Source organism: Pseudomonas sp. URMO17WK12:I9, from assembly GCF_900230165.1.
GTDB classification, from domain to species: domain Bacteria; phylum Pseudomonadota; class Gammaproteobacteria; order Pseudomonadales; family Pseudomonadaceae; genus Aquipseudomonas; species Aquipseudomonas fulva.
The window spans coordinates 1,000,307-1,017,120 of the sequence record NZ_OCMQ01000001.1 but is presented as its reverse complement, the minus strand read 5'-3'; the positions used below and the strand labels follow the sequence as shown (position 1 = coordinate 1,017,120).

Below are 16,814 nucleotides of genomic sequence, written 5' to 3'. Positions count from 1 at the left end.
TGCACTCATCCATCAGTTAGGCAAGTACGCGCCTCAGGCCCGCTTGCGATACCCAGCTATGAGCAATGCCAGCCCAGGCGTCAGCAAGCCGACTGCGGTATACCCGAAAGCGGCCTGCCCTGAGGCGCCAACGGCTGCAAATGCCGTACCCACGGCAATCAGGGGTATGGCGACGAAGTAAAACGGTTTAGCTACCTTGCTCATATCGAACCTCCTGTTAGCACTCATGTGTGCGGGGCATCCAAGCTTACATGCACGCGTGTTCGGTAGGGTAGCCATGCTTGACCAAGCCCCCCTACTTGAACGCCGATAACTACAGCCCGCTTCGACCGTTCGAAAAAGTTAGTACGTAGGGCTGCGCCGCGTTGCAACCGTAACTGCCCGCTCGGCGATTGATGGCGCGTCTTTCAACCCTGGCGACTCGAGGCATTCATCTGGCAGAATCGAGGGATTCCACGCCAAGCTCGTCCCACACCGATTCGGCCAGGTGGAAGGTGGCGTTGGCAGCCGGGATGCCGCAGTAGATGGCGCTCTGCATCAGCACCTCCTTGATTTCCTCTCGAGTTACGCCGTTGTTCCTGGCCGCGCGCAAATGCAGCTTCAGTTCACCTTCGCGGTTCATGCCGATGAGCATCGCAATAGTGATGAGGCTGCGTGTGTGGCGCGACAGGCCCGGGCGAGTCCAGATATCGCCCCAGGCATGGCGGGTAATCATTTCCTGAAACTCCTGGTTGAACGGCGTCAGGTGCTTGAGACTGTGATCAACATGGGCTTCACCCAGCACAGCGCGGCGTACCTGCATACCAGCTTCGTACCGTTGTTTCTCGTCCATCGGATGGTCCTCGCGCGCTTAGGCGGTCAGGAAGGCCAGCACGTGCTGGCTGAAGGCATCACTGGCCTGCACGTTGGAAAGGTGCGCGGCGTGGAGTTCGACCAGCTCGGCACCGACAATGCGCGCCTGCATCAGGCGGCCGTGCTCAATGTTAGTCACCGGATCGCTGCTGGCGCAGATGATCAGTGTCGGCACACCGATAGCACCGAGCTGCTCGCGATAGTCGGCGTCGCGCACCGCAGCACAACTGGCGGCGTAGCCTTGCGGTGAAGTCTGGGCCAACATGTCGACAATGGGCTCGACCTTGGCGGGCTCGGCCTTGGCGAAGTCGGCGGTGAACCACCGTGAGATCGAGGCATCGCGCAGATCGCGCATGGCCTGAACGCCACCGGCCAGCACGACTTCGATGCGCGAATTCCACACCTGCGCAGTACTGATTTTTGCAGCCGTGTTGCAAAGCACCAGGCGCTCGATACGCTCAGGGGCATGGATCGCCAGCCACTGGCCAATCAGCCCACCCATGGACAGGCCGCAGAAGCTTGCCCGCTGAATATCAAGTCCGTCGAGCAACGTCAGCACGTCGCCCCCCAGTTGTTCGATGCTGTAGGGGCCCTCGCTGACCAGCGACCGCCCATGGCCTCGGGTATCGTAACGAAGTACTTGAAAGTGCTCGGTGAAAGCCACCATTTGCGCATTCCACATGTGCAGGTCGGTGCCCAGCGAGTTGGACAGCACCAATACGGGCGCACCAGGCGGTCCTTCGAGTTGATAGTTGAGGTCGCCATCGGCAAGTTGTAGGGTAGGCATCTAAAGCTCCTCACGCGAAACGTTCGAATGTTCAGCGACAGCACATTGGACCCATCGGCGCGCTTGACCGAGGTATTGGGCCGGGTCGAGCAGGCGATCAAGCTCAGTGGCACAGAGCTGTGCGCTGACTTCGGTGTTGGCCGACAGCACTGCGCGAAGGTGAGTCCCCTCCTCCACCGCCTCGCGGCAACACTGTTCGATCAAGTGGTGGGCGGCATCCCGTCCGATGCGCTGCGCCAGAGAAATGCTCACCGCCTCGGCCAGTACCAGACCTTGTGTCAGTTCGATATTGCTGCGCATGCGCTCGGCATCCACCTCCATCCCAGATACCACCAGCAACGCCTGCTGCAGTGCGCCGGAAATCATGCAACACAGCTCCGGAAGGGTTTCCCATTCTGCATGCCATACGCCCAGACTGCGTTCGTGCTCCTGCGGCATGGCCGCGAGCATGGTGGAGACCAGCCCTGGCGCGCGTACGGCGACGCCGATCAGCACGGCGGCGCTGACCGGGTTGCGTTTGTGCGGCATGGTCGAAGAGCCACCCTTGCCCGGCGCGGAAGGTTCGAAAACTTCACCGACCTCGGTCTGCATCATCAAACTCAAGTCCCGGCCCAGCTTGCCCAGGCTGCCGGCGATCAAGCCGAGCAGGCTCGCGAACTCGACCAGGCGATCGCGATGCGTATGCCAAGGTTGTTCAGGCAAATTCAGCCCCAACTCGCGGGCCAAGGCCTCGCTGACTGGCCAAGCCTGCTCGCCCAATGCTGCCAGGGTGCCGGAAGCACCCCCGAACTGGAGCACCAGTAGACGTGGCTTTAGCTGCTCAAGGCGCTGGCGGTGGCGAGTCACTACACCGAGCATGCCTGCCAGTTTCATGCCCAAGGTTACCGGCGTGGCCTGCTGCAACCAAGTGCGCCCGATCATTGGGGTATCGGTATGACGCTCGGCCTGCGTTGCCAAGGCGTTGGCCAGATCGGCGAGATCGCTTTCGAGCACCTCGACAGCGGCGCGCAGCTGGAGCACCAAGCCACTGTCCATGACGTCCTGGCTGGTGGCGCCATAGTGTACGTAGCGTTCTGCGTCTGGGCTTAGGGCGGCGACGCGCTTGCCCAGCGCCTTGACCAGTGGAATCGCCGAGTTGCCAGCGCTGACGATTGCATGTGCCAGCTCCGCCGGATCGTAGAGGTCGGCGTTGCAGGCGGCGACGATCGGCGATAGCACCTCAGCGGGAATCAAACCGGTGCTCGCCTCGGCACGTGCCAACGCGGCCTCGAAATCCAGCATACCCTGCAGTCGTCCACTGTCGCAGAAGATCGCACGCATGGCCGGCCGGGTGAAATACAAGTCGAAAAGTAGATTGCTTGGGCTGCTCAAGCGGGTACTCCAAAAATCGGGAAAGTTATCTGGTGCACAGCGTCTGCCTCAGGGGCCCACCGGCAAAATCAGGACCGCTGCGCGGACCTTCTTTCGAGCTGAGAGGCCGCAAGGGCAGCTCAGGCCCGTTCGACAGCCAGCGCGCCAAGCCCTGACTACGCTCCTGGCGACGGCTCGGCAACAGAGCCAGCGCCAAATGGGTACGCTCAGCAGTCAAAAAAAACGGTTTCCCCCTCGCCTTGGATCCGCATATCGAAACGGTAGGCCAGATTGCCGTTCACCTCACAGCGTTTGGCGATCAACGTCTGGCGACGCTGTGGCTGCTCGATCAAGTTGAGTACCGGATCGTCCTGATTGGCCTGGACTTCATCATCGAAGTAGATACGCGTATGCAGGTGGATATTGATACCCCGGGCGAAAAGCAACACGTTGATGTGCGGTGCCATCGGCACTCCAGCGGCGTTTTTCACGACACCCGGCTTCACCGTCTGCAACGTCCACTCGCCCGCATCGAAGGTCGTGGCGGTACGTCCGAAGCTGTTGAACGACTTCTCCAAGTCAAAGCGGGTGTCGTAGACCCCTTCATGGTTGGCCTGCCAGATTTCAAGGAAGGAATCGCGCACTAAATGGCCATTGCCATCATAGACATGGCCGAACAGCAGAATGTGCTCGCCAGGGGCATCTGGCTTGGCCAGTTGATTCCAGATTTCCTGCGGACGTGGGGCAACACCGGCGGCTTCCAGAGCCAGTCCAATATGAACGTAAGGTCCGGCGGTCTGCGAGGGGGTTTCGGGCAGCAGTTCAATAGGCATGTGCGTGAGTCCTTAGCGATCTTCGAAGTGCGTCTTGCGCTGGCCGCGCAACACGATGTCGAAACGGTAGGCCAGGCAATCCATGGGGTTGGCCATGCCCATGTCGAGCTTGGCTATCAGGCTCTGTACCGCTAGCGGGTTTGCGATCGACTTGACGATGGGGCACATCGCAATCAAGGGGTCGCCTTCGAAATACAGCTGGGTGATCAATTTAGCGGAGATCGACGGGCCACTGATGGAGAAATGGATATGCGCTGGCCGCCAGTCATTGGGTCCGTTACGCCACGGGTACGGGCCGGGCTTGACGGTACGAAACATGTAGTTGCCTGCGCTATCTGTCAGCGTGCGGCCGACACCCCCAAAGTTAGGGTCGATCGGTGCCAAGTAGCGGTCGTTCTTGTGTCGATAGCGGCCACCAGCATTGGCCTGCCACATCTCCACCAAGGTATGCGGGATCGGCTTGCCGTATTGGTCCATGACCCGGCCGGAGACGATGATGCGCTCGCCGATCGGCAGGCTGCCGGTGTTGAAGTTGAGCAGCAGGTCGTTGTCATGATCGCCCATCTTCAGGTGCGAAAAGTCCGGCCCTGTGGTCTCCGAAATAGACTGCGCAATGCTCACCAACGCCTGTCGCGGCGAGCGGGTGATCGACGTTTTATAATCGGGCGTAAGGGCTTTGGGGTGCCAGTTGCGGTCTCGTATGACGAAACGGCCGGTGTCCAGTTCGGACATGGCGGTCTCCTGTTGTTGGCGTTATAGGAGCCTGGAAACTATCAGGCATGTGCGCCGCAGTTTCCGCGAGCCTGCCGGATCTGAAAACTGAAAAGGCGCCGCGTATCCATAACCAACAGGTTATGGATACGCGTGCACGCGATACTCCTGGCCTAGCTCGCGCAACACTTCCTGGCACCAGCGTGCGCCGAGGGACAGTGGTAAGGCGGCGTTGCTGCAGATGCCCACCGAGCCACCCCCCTCTTGCAGCTGCGGCGCCAGTTCCACCAACTCCCCTTTGGCCAGGGGGCTGCGCACGGCATCGGTCGGCGCCACCCAAACCGCTTCGCTGGTATCGACATAACGCCGGCTCAGGCTTAATGACAGGGTTTCCAGTCGTCGATTTGGCAAACGCAGACCGTGCTCGACGAGCAGGCTTTCGATGCGTTTGCGGATAGTAGTGCCAACTGTCGGAAGGACCATTGGATAGTCCTCCAGCGCGACCGTATCGAAAGCCCTCTCGAGCAGTGGATGGCCGGCTCGTACCACCAGGGTCAGAGGCTCGTTGTAGAGATGCTCGAAGGTCAGTCCTTGGATCTGCGGACTATCAGTCATGCGCCCGACAACCAAGTCCAGCTCGCCCACGCGCAATTGCGACAGAAGAGGCGCGCTGGGCCCGGTAACCACGCTGATCACCAGCGAGCAATGGCGCCTGTGCAGACGGCGCACCACCTCCGGCAGAAACTCGCCCTCGACCGTGGACAGCACGCCAAGGCGCACGTTGCTGGGTTGGAAGTCTCCGCCGCGTAGGCTCTCCACCCCTTCGCGCAGTGTCTGCACGCTGGGCCCGGCATAACGCAGGAAGACCACCCCGGCCTCAGTCAGCGTGGCGCCTTCCTTACCACGCTCGAACAACTGTGCGGTCAGCGCATCCTCTAGCTCCTTGAGCGTCTTGGAGACGGCAGGCTGGCTGATCGCTAGCCGATCGGCTGCACGCGCCAGGCTGCCTAGGCGTGCCACCTCCAGGAAGCACTGCAGGTGACGAAACTTGATGCGTTTGTCGATGCTCATCGGTCACTCCAGAAGGCCTTGGGCCACTGCCCCGTGCCGGGTTAGAACACGCCGTGAACGTACACCAGCACGCAAAGGCTCATCGGGTCGGAGAACGCCTGTACCGTCATACCGGTGTAGCCAAATTGCGCTTGGCCTCCTGGAGCAGGCGCTGAGTGATCAAATGCAGCATTTTGCTCGTAATTGACCTCACGGCGGCCGATTACTATAAACGCCGTAACGCCGACATCAAACGCTCACGTTGGGCTGGCTACCCGTCAAGGACCTATTACTGCCCAAGGTAGACGTGGCACAGGCAGAGAAACAACAGCGCATAAATCGACGGTGAGCATAAATCGCTGATGCGCCGGTAACTCAGGTGGTCATTTTCGTCGATCACTGGGGTCCACTGTGGCCAGCCAATGTCCGTCAGAAAGGTCAGATTGATGAGACCGGGCGGCTGCCAGGTCTGATGCCTGAAAGCTCAACCTACACATAGCCGTGACAAATCGATGTTTTTGACGAAATTTTCACGTCATTAAAATTTGCATGTTAGAGAAAATTACCTACACATTTCGATAATTTCGTCGCATCTTGGCAATTTTGGCGTTGCAATAAGCTATCTCGGAGATAAATGTACTAACTTGTTAATTAGCTTGCTAAGGGCTTATGCTTTGCGCATTCCATCGCGAGATCCTTGGCATGAACGACTCACCGCGCGCATCTGGCGCCTCGAAAATCATTCTGGTTGGCTTGGGCGTGGTCATCGCCCTGCTTGGCCTACTGCTGGCTGCTGGCGGCATCAAGCTGGCCGGTTTGGGCGGCTCTTGGTACTTCCTTATCGGCGGCTTGGCCATGGCGATCGCCGGTATCCTGATCGCCCGCAGCAAGGTCGCTGGGGCCTGGCTGTATGCCGCATTCCTGCTCGGCACCGCACTGTGGGCCGTGATTGATACCGGACTGGTGTTCTGGCCATTGTTCTCGCGCCTGTTCATGTTTGCCGTGATCGGTACCGTCGTCGCGCTGGTGTACCCGCTGCTCAAGCGCGCCAACGGTACCGGTACTGGACGCGGTGCCTACGCTGTCGCTGGTGTGATGGCGGTAGCGGTTGTGGTCGCGGCCGGCAACATGTTCGTCGCCCACCCAAGCGTGGCCCCGACCGGAATAGGCCCGGGGCTGACCGCAGTCGCACCTGCGCATGCGCAAAAAGACTGGGCTCACTACGGCAATACCGAAGGGGGCAGCCGCTTTGCCGCCCTTGATCAGATCAACCGCGGTAACGTCGACAAGCTGCAGGTCGCCTGGACCTACCACACCGGCGATGTCGCTATCAGTGATGGCAACGGTGCCGAAGACCAGCTGACCCCGCTCCAGGTCGGCAACAAAGTATTCATCTGCACGCCGCACAACAATCTGATTGCACTCGATGCCGACACCGGCAATGAGCTGTGGAAAAACACCATCAACGCCCAATCGAAAGTCTGGCAGCGCTGCCGCGGCCTGGCCTACTTCGACGCCACTGCGCCACTGGCCCAGCCCACCCAGCCGAACAGCTCACCCGTCGTTGCAGCTGCGCTAGCGCCTGGCGCCAACTGCCAGCGCCGCCTGCTGACCAATACCATAGACGGTCGCCTGATTGCAGTCGACGCTGACACTGGCGAGTTCTGCCAGGGCTTTGGCACCAATGGGCAGGTCAACCTGAAGGCTGGCCTGGGCGATGTACCGGACTCCTTCTACCAGCTGTCCTCGGCACCGCTGATGGCCGGCACCACCGTGGTTGTTGGCGGCCGTGTTGCAGACAACGTACAGACCGACATGCCAGGTGGCGTGATCCGTGGCTTTGACGTCATCACTGGGCAAATGCGCTGGGCCTTCGACCCAGGCAACCCTGAGGACCGCAATGCCCCCGCCGACGGCAGCACCTACGTGCGCAGTACGCCGAACAGCTGGGCGCCGATGTCCTATGACCCTGCGATGAACACCGTGTTTCTGCCGATGGGCTCATCGTCCACCGACATCTACGGTGTTGAACGCAGCAAGCTCGACCACACTTACGGCGCCTCGGTATTGGCCTTGGACGCCACTACCGGTGACGAGAAGTGGGTTTACCAGACCGTCCACAACGACCTGTGGGACTTCGACCTGCCGATGCAGCCGAGCCTGATCGACTTCACCAAGGACGACGGCCGGACCGTCCCTGCGGTGGTAATCGGTACCAAGGCCGGGCAGATCTACGTGCTCGACCGTGCTACCGGCAAACCGCTGACCCAGGTCGACGAGGTGCCGGTCAAGCCAAGCAACATCCCCAACGAGCCGTACTCACCCACTCAGCCCAAGTCGGTCGGTATGCCGCAGATCGGTGCTCAAACCCTGACCGAATCGGACATGTGGGGCGCTACGCCATACGACCAACTATTGTGCCGCATCGACTTCAAGAAGATGCGCTATGACGGCCTTTACACCGCACCTGGCACCGACGTATCGCTGAGCTTCCCGGGCTCGCTGGGCGGCATGAACTGGGGCAGCATCTCCACTGACCCGGTGCATGGTTTCATCTTCGTCAACGACATGCGCCTGGGGCTGTGGAGTCAGATGATTCCGTCGCAGAATCAGGCTGAAGCTGCCAGTGGTGGCGAAGCACTGAACACCGGGATGGGGGCGGTACCGCTCAAAGGTACGCCGTACGCAGTGAACAAGAACCGCTTCCTGTCGATTGCCGGAATCCCGTGTCAGGCGCCACCGTTCGGCACCCTGACCGCAATTGACATGAAGACCCGCCAGGTCGCCTGGCAAGTGCCGGTCGGCACCGTTGAAGACACGGGTCCGCTTGGCATCCGCATGCACCTGCCGATCAAGATCGGCCTGCCAACGCTGGGCGGCACCCTGTCGACCCAAGGCGGCTTGGTGTTCATTGCCGGTACCCAGGACTTTTACCTGCGCGCCTTCAACAGTGGCAACGGTGAAGAAGTCTGGAAGGCTCGCTTGCCCGTCGGCAGCCAGGGTGGCCCGATGACTTACGTGTCGCCCAAGACTGGCAAGCAGTACGTGGTCGTCACCGCAGGCGGTGCCCGCCAGTCGACTGACCGTGGCGATTATGTAATCGCCTACGCCTTGCCATAACTGGCGCCTCTCCCGTACAGCACGAGGCCGCTCCTGCACACACGTTGCAGTGGCGGCCTCATGCATTTAGCGGCGCCGTTCATCATCACCTTGCGATTTCCAGGAAAGCTGCGTAATGTCCTTCGTGTTCCGTTTGTCCCTTGCTCCCATCACCGCCGGCCTGCTTCTGGTCCTGGCCAGCAACGGTGCCATGGCCGAAGCCGATCTGCTGCGCCGCAGCACCTTCACTGGCGACTGGGGCGGCCTGCGCCATCAATTAGAAGACAACGGCGTCAAGTTCAGCGCTGACTACAGCGGCGAAACCGCCTACAACACCGATGGCGGTCTGCACCGCTCGGCGCGCTATTCGCAGAACATCAAGCTTGGCGTGCAGTTCGACTTGTCCCGCTTGTACGGACTGGACAACGCCGGCAAGGTCCAACTGAGCATCAACGACCGCCGCGGGCACAGCGCTTCGGAAGAACTGGTAGGCAACCGCCTGCCGATCCAGGAAAACTTCGGTGGCCTGTACACCCGCCTCACCGAGCTCAGCTATGAGCGCAACTTTACCCCGGCGCTGAATATCAAGCTCGGCTACATGGCCATGGGCAACGACCTTGGCGGCCTCGACAGCGGGATCCTGTGCAACTTCATGAATGCCGGCTTTTGCGGGCATCCGCTGAACATGTCCGGCGGCAGTGGCTGGACCAATTACCCCAACGCGCGGCTCGGTGCACGGGTCAAATACGACCTGTCGCCAGCCTGGCAAGTGCGCGTGGCGGCGTTCAATGTCGACCCCGAGAGCAACGGCAACTCCAGCCGTGCCTGGAAGCTTGGCCCCAAGCACACCACAGGCACGGTGGTGCCGGTGGAGCTGGTGTACAGGCTGCTGGGCGAGCTACCGGGTGAGTACAAAGTGGGTTATTACTACGACAGCTCAAACGTCAAGCGCATTGGCCGCAATGACGAAGTGGCCGGCCGTGGTGGGCACTACCTGCTGATCGATCAGGCGGTATGGAATGACCCGGGCGTGGCAGGCCGCAGTTTGCATGCCTTTGGTCAGTACTCGGCATCGAGCAAGGCTGCATCGCCGTTTACAAAATGGTATGGCACGGGTGTTGTGCTGTATCAGCCGTTTGCAGGGCGCCCGCGGGATACCTTGTCGCTGGGCTACGGCCGCGCCGTACCGAACCCCCGTAGTCGAGCTGTGCTGGAGGATGCAGCTGCGCGCAATGATCAGGAGTTCCCGACCATCGACAGTGCCGAGCAGTTGATCGAGCTGAGCTATGGATATCAGGTCACACCCTGGCTCAATCTGCGACCGGATCTGCAGTACATCATCGAGCCTGGGGCATTTACCGGCGCTGATATTGATAATGCGCTGGTAGTCGGATTGCAGGTCAAGGCCAGTTTCTGAAGCGCTCTGGATGGCACGGCTTGGTAGTCCTTTCCGCTTCCTGGGTGTCCTCTCGTCATGCTTGCAGCCCCTGGGGTCGGGGCAACGAGACGCCCCATGGTCGGGCATGGCGATAGCTAGACGGCGCGAACACGGCTGTAGCAACAAAGCTACGCGTGGACCTGTTAGACAGGCCCCAACACAGCGCATTCAAGTTTCGCGCTGCCAGGCAGCCGAACTTCGTGGTTCGGTAATCGCACATATTCAACGTGCAATCACGTACATCGATTGACGAATTAACCAGATAGTACAAACATCGGAGCTCCCAATAACAACACAGTGATCTGCCAATGACGCCCCGCATCCTCGTGCTCAACGGCCCCAATCTCAATCTGCTTGGCACCCGCGAGCCGGACCAGTACGGTCGCGAAACGTTTAGCGACCTCGCTAATAGCTGCGGCGCCAGCGCTCGCGATCTGGGCCTGGACATCGAATTCCGCCAGACCAACCACGAAGGCGAATTGATCGAATGGATCCACGCTGCCCGCAGCCGTTGCGCCGGTATTGTGATCAACCCAGGCGCGTGGACCCATACGTCGGTGGCCATTCGTGATGCACTGGTGGCCAGCGAGCTACCGGTGATCGAAGTGCACTTGTCCAATGTGCACAAGCGCGAGCCGTTCCGGCATAACTCATTCGTTTCATCGATTGCAGTCGGGGTGATATGCGGTCTGGGCAGCGCAGGTTATCGCATGGCGCTGGCACACCTTGGGCACATGTTTGTCGAGCAAGCAGCATGAGCGAGCAAAGCATTCTGGTTGGCCTGATTGGCCGCGGCATCCAGGCATCGCGCACCCCTGCTCTACATGAGTGTGAGGGCGACGCGCAATCGTTGCGTTACTTGTACCGGCTGATCGATGCCGATGAGTTAGGACTCAAAAACAGCGCCCTGCCCGATTTGCTCGATGCTGCTCAGCGCACCGGTTTTACCGGACTCAACATCACCTTCCCGTTCAAGCAAGCGGTCGTGCCGTTGCTCGATGAACTGTCCGATGAGGCGCGTAGCATCGGCGCGGTCAACACGGTGGTCTTCAAGGACGGCAAGCGGATCGGCCACAACACCGATTGCCTGGGCTTCGCCGAGGGGTTCAGACACGGCCTGGCTGACGTCCAAAAACGGCGTGTGGTGCAGATGGGCGCCGGTGGCGCCGGGTCTGCCGTCGCCCATGCGCTGCTGACCGAAGGTGTCGAACAGTTGGCGCTGTTCGACATAGATTTCGCCCGCGGGCAAGCTCTGGTCGACAACCTCAACGAGCGCTTCGGTGCAGGCCGAACCAGCCTTGGCATTGACCTGGCCGCCACCCTGGCTGACGCCGATGGCCTAGTCAATACAACGCCGGTGGGTATGGTCAAGCTACCGGGCACACCCGTGCCCGTCGGATTGCTGCATGCACGGCTATGGGTCGCCGAGATCATCTACTTCCCGCTTGATACGGCACTCCTGCGCCACGCTCGAGCACTCGGTTGCCGGACCCTGGACGGTGGCAAGATGGCGGTGTTCCAGGCGGTCAAGGCATTCGAGCTGATCAGCGGCAATGCTGCTGATGCTGGCAGGATGCAGGCGCATTTCGCCAGCATGGACTGAAGTGAGCTCGCCTGTTGGTGTAGATACCTGACACTGACGGGCCCAGGGCGCCTGATCAGGCAGTCGTTCATGAGCGCCGCACCGTGCTGATGCCCTTGCCGGACCGCTTCGATGCATTCGCCGTGGATCAGCCCAGCAAGGGCATCACGCTTTGGCTGCTCAATGACGATCAGGCGTTTTGCGGTCATTGGGCAGGTACAGCACGTGCCGTCTCTTTCATGCCTGGATATAGCGCAGCACCACGTCGCCGATCATCTGTTTGTGGCGCTGCTTGATCTGCTCGTCGGTCATATCGATCTGGAAGATCTCACCGAAGGTGTGTCGGTTGGAGACCCGATAGAAGCAGAACGAGCTCATCAGCATATGCAGGTCGATGACTTCGATACCCGCGCGAAAAACGCCCTCGGCAACGCCGCGTTCCAGCGAGCGGCCGAGCGTCTTCAACACCACGCTGCTCATCTCGCGGATCACCGGTGATTGCTTGACGTATTCGCCATAGTGGATATTTTCGGTCGAGACGATACGCACGAAGTCGACGTTGTGATCATGGTGATCGAAGGTGAACTCCACCAGTCGGCGGATGGCCTGCTCCGGCGGCAATGACTCCAGATCCAGGCTGTGCTCGGTCTTGCGAATGTCGCCATAAAGCTTGACCAGGCACTCGACGTAGAGCTGCTCCTTGCTGCCAAAATAGTAATAGATCATGCGCTTGGAAGCAGCAGTACGCTCGGCGATGGCGTCGACGCGGGCACCGGCCAGGCCCTGCTGGACGAACTCGCCAATTGCGGCCTGAAGGATATCCTCGCGGGTCTTCTCCGGGTTGTTCTTGCGCGATTTACGGCCCCCGTCGGAGGCAGGCTCGCCAAGGCTGACTACGGAATCATTCATACCCACTCACAGCCTGATTATTGGAATGGGTGGGATTATCCGTCACTGGTGCGACGCAGGGAAGCGCGCGGAGGGTGGCACCGGTCAGGTTTTGTCACAGGGGCGCCGGCCCAGGGCCGGCATCTGCCTTACAACACCGGTTTGCGCGGGGCCCCGCTGCGGGCTTTGGCCATGGCCGCCAGGCGGACCGCAACATTGGCAGCGCCATAACCGGCATACCCACCCTTGCGCTGAATGATTTCGAAGAAGAAACGCTTCTCGAAGGGCTCGGTATACACATGGAACAGCTCGCCACCCTGCGCATCACGGTCGTACAGCACATTGTAGTAAGCCAGTTCGCTAAGGAATTCGTCGTCGAAATCAAACCTGGCCGCGAGGTCATCGTAATAATTCAACGGGATCTCCAGCAGCGGCACGCCAGCGTTTTTCGCCCGCGCCACCTCGCCAAAGATGTCGGCACAGTCAAAGGCGATGTGGTGCACTCCCGAACCACGGTAGCTTGACAGCGCGTGAGCAATTGCGGTGTTGCGATTCTCGGAAATGTTCAGTGGCAGGCGCAGTGTGGAGCATTGGCTGCGCAAGGCACGGCTCTTGACCAGGCCATAGGGATCGGGCAAGACCACTTCGTCGTCGGCCTCGAAGTCGAACAGGCTCTTGTAGAACAGCACCCAGCTGTCCAGCGATTCGGCCGGAATGGCCAGGGCCATGTGATCAATGCGTTGCAGGCCGCCGCCAGCGTCGGGGGCGGCATCCAGGCGGAAATCGCTGTCGTAGATGGTATGCCCGGCACCTGCCTGCTCGACCAAGTAGATCAGGCTGCCATCCGGCGAACGCACGGCCGGGATCTCGCGTTCGTTGGGCCCGACCAGGCCACGGAACGGCTGACCACCGTAGGCGGTAGCGCGCTGCAAGGCGGCCTGAGCGTCCTTGACCCGTAGTGCGATGGCGCACAACGAGGGACCATGGGCTTCGAAGAAGTTGTGTGCAAATGAATAGGGCTCAGCGTTGAGCACGATGTTGATATCGCCTTGACGCAGCAGTCGAACACCCTTGCTGCGGTGAGCGCCGGCTTCGACAAAACCCAGACGCTCGAGCCAACCACCCAGACGTGCACCGACTGACTCATCGACGGCAAACTCAAGGAATTCTACACCGTCGTAGGCACTGGCGGGGGCTGGGTCAAACAGTACCCCAGGCTCGATCCGCTGGGCTTTGTGCTGCAATTGCAGATGCGTCTTTTCTTCCAGATACAGGAGTGAACGCAGCCCATCGGCGGCAATCTGCCGGGTAGGTGCGGCGCGAAAGCCATCGTTGAAGATTTCCAGCGACAACGGCCCGCGGTAGCCGGTTTGCAGAATCGGTGCGAGAAAGCCCGCCAGGTCCATCTCGCCCTGCCCTGGGAAGCAGCGGAAATGACGGCTCCACTCCAGTACATCCATGGCCAGGATGGGTGCATCCGCCATTTGCACGAAGAAAATCTTGTCGCCTGGAATCTGACGGATAGCGCTCGGGTCGCCCCGCAGTGACAAGGTATGGAAGCTGTCGAGGATCACGCCCAGCCCCGGATGATCGGCCTGGCGGACCAGGTTCCAGCCCTGCTGGTAGGTATTGACGTGCCGGCCCCAGGCCAACGCTTCATAGCCAATACGCAGGCCGCGGACACCGGCGCGTTCGGCCAGCAGCCGCAGGTCGTCGACCAGAAGCTGCCCATCGCCCAGTGCGTCCGCCTGACTGTTGCTGCACACCAGCATCAGATCAGTGCCTAATTCCTGCATCAGGTCGAATTTGCGTTCGGCGCGCTCGAGGTTTTTCTGTAGACGCTCGCGGCGACAGCCTTCGAAATCGCGAAATGGCTGGAACAGGGTGATGGCGATGCCTAGATCGGCGCACATCTGACGGATCTCGCGCGGGCTACCGGCGTAGTAGAGCAGGTCATTTTCAAAAATCTCGACGCCGTCAAAGCCGGCTGCGGCGATGGCTTCGAGTTTCTCCGGCAGAGTGCCGCTCAAGGATACGGTGGCAATCGAACGCTGCATGCTGGGGTTCCCTTTATTTGAAAGGCATCAGCCAACGAACCCTTGCAGGCGCTTGGCGCACTCGATTATTCGCGGGTAAAGTCACGCCATCAATGGGTTTTGTACGAAATGGTTAGTTTTCGTTCGATTACCGAACGAAAGCGGGTTTATCGAATTGATTCGCCGCTCACGCCTGGTTGAACATGGATCCAGTTACAGATCATTCGAGCATTTCACTGCCCTGCGAACGCTCAGCAGATCCTGACCTACAAGCCCAGCGTCACGACCTAACAAGTTCAATAACAAGAACAACGGAGACAACAATGGCTCACTCCAGCTCCCAAGCTAAGAAAGCGACCGCCAGTGGGTGGATAGGCTCGGCCCTCGAGTACTATGACTTTTTTATCTACGCCCAAGCCGCAGCTCTGATCTTCCCGCAGTTGTTCTTCCCTTCGATGGACCCCACGATGGCCATCATCGCGTCGCTGGCAACTTATGGCGTCGGTTACCTGGCCCGTCCCGTGGGTGCGGTTGTCCTCGGTCACTGGGGCGATACCCGCGGTCGCAAAAACGTTTTGCTGCTGTGCATGTTTCTGATGGGTATTTCGACCATGGCCGTAGGCCTGCTGCCCACTTACCACGACATTGGCATCATTGCCCCAATTGTTCTTGCGCTGCTGCGCCTGGTTCAGGGCTTTGCAGTCGCTGGTGAAATCTCCGGTGCTAGCGCCATGATCATGGAACATGCGCCCTTCGGACGGCGAGGTTACTACGCCAGCTTCACCTTGCAGGGGGTTCAGGCCGGTCAGATAATGGCTGCTGCGGTGTTCCTGCCACTGGCCTACTTCATGCCAAGCGAAGCGTTCAGCGATTGGGGCTGGCGCATTCCTTTCCTGCTCAGCGCATTCGTGCTGGTAGCCGGTTTCATCATCCGCAAGGAGGTCCATGAGACCCCGGCCTTCGTCGAGGGCGAACAGGTAGACAAGATCGCCCGCTCGCCCGTCAAAGAAGCCTTCAAGTACAGCTGGAAGCACATGGTGCTGGTCGTGTTCATGGCGCTGATGAACGTCATTCCGGTGGTTGCGACGGTGTTCGGCGCAGCCTATGCAGTTCAGCCGGCCTACGGCATTGGTTTTGACCAAAGCGTCTACCTGTGGATCCCAGTAGTGGGCAACATCGTCGCAGTGCTCATGATCCCGTTCGTTGGTAGCCTGTCTGACAAGATCGGCCGGCGTCCGATCATGATCACTGGCTGTCTGGGCTCGGGGCTGCTGGCTTTCGGTTATCTGTATGCGATCAGTATCCAGAGCGTGCCGCTGGCCTTTGCCGCTTCGATCCTCATGTGGGGTATGGTCTACCAAGGCTACAATGCAATTTTCCCAAGCTTCTTCCCGGAGCTGTTCAACACGCGCTACCGCGTCTCGGCCATGGCCATCGCACAGAACGTCAGCACCATGTGCACCGCCATGCTGCCAGCCATCTTTGCTGCCATTGCACCACCGGGCTCGGACAACATCTGGCTTATTGTGGGGGGGTCGGCGTTTTTCATCACCTGCATCTGTGCCTTAGCCGCCTATGTCGCGCCTGAGACATACCGCTTGGCGATGGAAGATCTCGGCAGCCCAGACGCCAAGCCGATCGATGATGCGTACGGCGCCCTCTGCAAAGACAGGCTCAAACCTGCTGCCACTCACTGAAAACCGGTCGGGGCGGCATGCAGCCCCACCCGCCAGCGCCCATTCGCCACGCAGCATCAGTCAAAGTTTGAGTCAGCCAGCTCGGTGTTGTCCTGTATTAAGCGACGCTCAGGCAGGATCATTGCCGAGACGGCAATGACCGAGTCATCTTCCAGCCACGCTGGCACGCTTGGCTGATAGCGCTGACCGCTGCCGACGAGCGCAGCACTGTGGTCTAGGCCTCGATCAGGATTCACAATTTCGAGCACACTTTAGGTCGGCGCCTGAAGGCTGCAGGGTTAACCAAAGAAGACCGCAAGCCGTCTTAGGACACAAGAATGGCAGCGTGACCAGTTACTCTCCGGGCACGGAGATCAGCCAACTCATTGAGGCGGCAAACAAAGTTCCAGCCAGGGACTGGTTGGCCAAGGCTGAGCAGGTTGAAGAGGAACCATGCGTAACACCCTGAGAAGTCACGCAAAAGTCACGGACATGAAAAAGGCCACCCCTTT

At 60.0% G+C, this 16,814-nt stretch carries 14 protein-coding genes and 1 pseudogene; 6 read left to right on the top strand and 9 right to left on the bottom strand.

Features of this window, described 5'->3' with window-relative positions:
* Nucleotides 1-33: 33 nt before the first annotated feature.
* The 7 genes from CRP40_RS21900 to pcaQ form a co-directional block, all read right to left on the bottom strand.
* Nucleotides 34-204, bottom strand: a complete 171-nt coding sequence (locus tag CRP40_RS21900; RefSeq protein ID WP_166741483.1) for a hypothetical protein — start codon at nt 202-204, stop codon at nt 34-36.
* Nucleotides 205-430: 226 nt separating this feature from the next.
* Entirely contained in the window at nt 431-832 is a 402-nt protein-coding gene (pcaC, locus tag CRP40_RS04540; RefSeq protein ID WP_027916060.1) for a 4-carboxymuconolactone decarboxylase, read from the bottom strand.
* Between the two features lie 18 nt (nt 833-850).
* On the bottom strand, nt 851-1,639 hold the full coding sequence (gene pcaD / locus CRP40_RS04535) for a 3-oxoadipate enol-lactonase (protein WP_027916061.1): 789 nt from the start codon (nt 1,637-1,639) through the stop codon (nt 851-853).
* Complete coding sequence (locus tag CRP40_RS04530; protein ID WP_027916062.1) at nt 1,640-3,010, bottom strand: 3-carboxy-cis,cis-muconate cycloisomerase; 1,371 nt, start codon at nt 3,008-3,010, stop codon at nt 1,640-1,642.
* A gap of 206 nt (nt 3,011-3,216) precedes the next feature.
* Nucleotides 3,217-3,822 carry a protocatechuate 3,4-dioxygenase subunit alpha gene (gene pcaG / locus CRP40_RS04525; protein WP_027916063.1) on the bottom strand — a complete coding sequence of 202 codons (606 nt, stop codon included), beginning with the start codon at nt 3,820-3,822 and terminating at the stop codon, nt 3,217-3,219.
* Between the two features lie 12 nt (nt 3,823-3,834).
* Complete coding sequence (gene pcaH / locus CRP40_RS04520; RefSeq protein WP_027916064.1) at nt 3,835-4,554, bottom strand: protocatechuate 3,4-dioxygenase subunit beta; 720 nt, start codon at nt 4,552-4,554, stop codon at nt 3,835-3,837.
* Between the two features lie 120 nt (nt 4,555-4,674).
* Nucleotides 4,675-5,604: a pca operon transcription factor PcaQ gene (pcaQ, locus tag CRP40_RS04515; RefSeq protein ID WP_027916065.1), complete on the bottom strand. Its 930-nt coding sequence runs from the start codon at nt 5,602-5,604 to the stop codon at nt 4,675-4,677.
* 681 nt (nt 5,605-6,285) lie between these two features.
* Between pcaQ and CRP40_RS04510 the strand changes: the two genes are divergently transcribed.
* The 4 genes from CRP40_RS04510 (at nt 6,286) to CRP40_RS04495 (ending at nt 11,723) form a co-directional block, all read left to right on the top strand.
* Nucleotides 6,286-8,703 carry a glucose/quinate/shikimate family membrane-bound PQQ-dependent dehydrogenase gene (locus CRP40_RS04510; RefSeq protein WP_027916066.1) on the top strand — a complete coding sequence of 806 codons (2,418 nt, stop codon included), beginning with the start codon at nt 6,286-6,288 and terminating at the stop codon, nt 8,701-8,703.
* A 115-nt stretch (nt 8,704-8,818) separates the two neighbouring features.
* The gene (locus CRP40_RS04505) at nt 8,819-10,099 is read left to right on the top strand and encodes a carbohydrate porin (protein WP_027916067.1); all 1,281 of its coding nucleotides are present in this window, start codon (nt 8,819-8,821) and stop codon (nt 10,097-10,099) included.
* A 329-nt stretch (nt 10,100-10,428) separates the two neighbouring features.
* Nucleotides 10,429-10,878 (top strand): type II 3-dehydroquinate dehydratase, encoded by a 450-nt coding sequence (aroQ, locus tag CRP40_RS04500; RefSeq protein WP_027916068.1) that lies wholly within the window; start codon nt 10,429-10,431, stop codon nt 10,876-10,878.
* Entirely contained in the window at nt 10,875-11,723 is an 849-nt protein-coding gene (locus CRP40_RS04495) for a shikimate dehydrogenase (RefSeq protein ID WP_027916069.1), read from the top strand. Before aroQ ends, CRP40_RS04495 begins: the two co-directional genes overlap by 4 nt.
* 216 nt (nt 11,724-11,939) lie before the next feature.
* On the opposite strand, the gene CRP40_RS04490 is transcribed toward CRP40_RS04495, so the two are convergent.
* Nucleotides 11,940-12,611: a TetR/AcrR family transcriptional regulator gene (locus tag CRP40_RS04490; protein WP_027916070.1), complete on the bottom strand. Its 672-nt coding sequence runs from the start codon at nt 12,609-12,611 to the stop codon at nt 11,940-11,942.
* A 128-nt stretch (nt 12,612-12,739) separates the two neighbouring features.
* Nucleotides 12,740-14,647 carry a 3-dehydroshikimate dehydratase QuiC gene (quiC, locus tag CRP40_RS04485; RefSeq protein WP_027916071.1) on the bottom strand — a complete coding sequence of 636 codons (1,908 nt, stop codon included), beginning with the start codon at nt 14,645-14,647 and terminating at the stop codon, nt 12,740-12,742.
* Nucleotides 14,648-14,949: 302 nt separating this feature from the next.
* Between quiC and CRP40_RS04480 the strand changes: the two genes are divergently transcribed.
* Both CRP40_RS04480 and CRP40_RS22145 read left to right on the top strand, forming a co-directional pair.
* Nucleotides 14,950-16,323 carry an MFS transporter gene (locus CRP40_RS04480; protein WP_027916072.1) on the top strand — a complete coding sequence of 458 codons (1,374 nt, stop codon included), beginning with the start codon at nt 14,950-14,952 and terminating at the stop codon, nt 16,321-16,323.
* Nucleotides 16,324-16,541: 218 nt separating this feature from the next.
* Nucleotides 16,542-16,771, top strand: a pseudogene (locus CRP40_RS22145) (hypothetical protein); the annotation flags it as partial.
* Between the last annotated feature and the right edge of the window lie 43 nt (nt 16,772-16,814).